We start from the raw sequence: 1,403 nt of genomic DNA on the forward strand, positions 1-1,403 counted from the left end.
GCTAGTACTGCTCTTCGGAGCGTGGAACGCATGATCACCGGACGGGACTGGGCCGGGCACGCTGTTGGGTGTCTGAGGGTACGGCCGTGAGGACGCCTTCAGTGCCGGCCCCAGTGCACTCGGGATGTTGTCCCGGGGTGATGGGTGGTTGGTCGTTGTTTGAGAACTGCACAGTGGACGCGAGCATCTGTGGCCAAGTTTTTAAGGGCGCACGGTGGATGCCTTGGCACCAGGAACCGATGAAGGACGTGGGAGGCCACGATAGTCCCCGGGGAGCCGTCAACCAGGCTTTGATCCGGGGGTTTCCGAATGGGGAAACCCGGCAGTCGTCATGGGCTGTCACCCATACCTGAACACATAGGGTATGTGGAGGGAACGAGGGGAAGTGAAACATCTCAGTACCCTCAGGAAGAGAAAACAACCGTGATTCCGGGAGTAGTGGCGAGCGAAACTGGATGAGGCCAAACCGTATGCGTGTGAGACCCGGCAGGGGTTGCGTATGCGGGGTTGTGGGATCTCTCTTTTACGGTCTGCCGGCCGTGAGACGAGTCAGAAACCGTTGATGTAGGCGAAGGACATGCGAAAGGTCCGGCGTAGAGGGTAAGACCCCCGTAGTCGAAACGTCAGCGGCTCGTTTGAGAGACACCCAAGTAGCACGGGGCCCGAGAAATCCCGTGTGAATCTGGCGGGACCACCCGCTAAGCCTAAATATTCCCTGGTGACCGATAGCGGATAGTACCGTGAGGGAATGGTGAAAAGTACCGCGGGAGCGGAGTGAAATAGTACCTGAAACCGTGTGCCTACAAGCCGTGGGAGCGTCGGATATGTGCTTGCACATATCTCGTGACTGCGTGCCTTTTGAAGAATGAGCCTGCGAGTTTGCGGTGTGTTGCGAGGTTAACCCGTGTGGGGAAGCCGTAGCGAAAGCGAGTCCGAATAGGGCGATTGAGTTGCACGCTCAAGACCCGAAGCGGAGTGATCTAGCCATGGGCAGGTTGAAGCGGAGGTAAGACTTCGTGGAGGACCGAACCCACCAGGGTTGAAAACCTGGGGGATGACCTGTGGTTAGGGGTGAAAGGCCAATCAAACTCCGTGATAGCTGGTTCTCCCCGAAATGCATTTAGGTGCAGCGTCGTGTGTTTCTTGCCGGAGGTAGAGCACTGGATAGGCGATGGGCCCTACCGGGTTACTGACCTTAGCCAAACTCCGAATGCCGGTAAGTGAGAGCGCGGCAGTGAGACTGTGGGGGATAAGCTCCATGGTCGAGAGGGAAACAGCCCAGAGCATCGACTAAGGCCCCTAAGCGTACGCTAAGTGGGAAAGGATGTGGAGTCGCAGAGACAACCAGGAGGTTGGCTTAGAAGCAGCCACCCTTGAAAGAGTGCGTAATAGCTCACTGGTCA

1 rRNA gene is annotated in these 1,403 nt (G+C 57.3%); it reads left to right on the forward strand.

Going from position 1 to position 1,403, the window contains the following annotated elements:
- Nucleotides 1–191: 191 nt before the first annotated feature.
- Nucleotides 192–1,403: ribosomal RNA gene (locus ACFVVM_RS34305) — 23S ribosomal RNA — on the forward strand; the annotation flags it as partial.

This window comes from Nocardia sp. NPDC058176, assembly GCF_042883805.1.
Taxonomy (GTDB): domain Bacteria; phylum Actinomycetota; class Actinomycetes; order Mycobacteriales; family Mycobacteriaceae; genus Nocardia.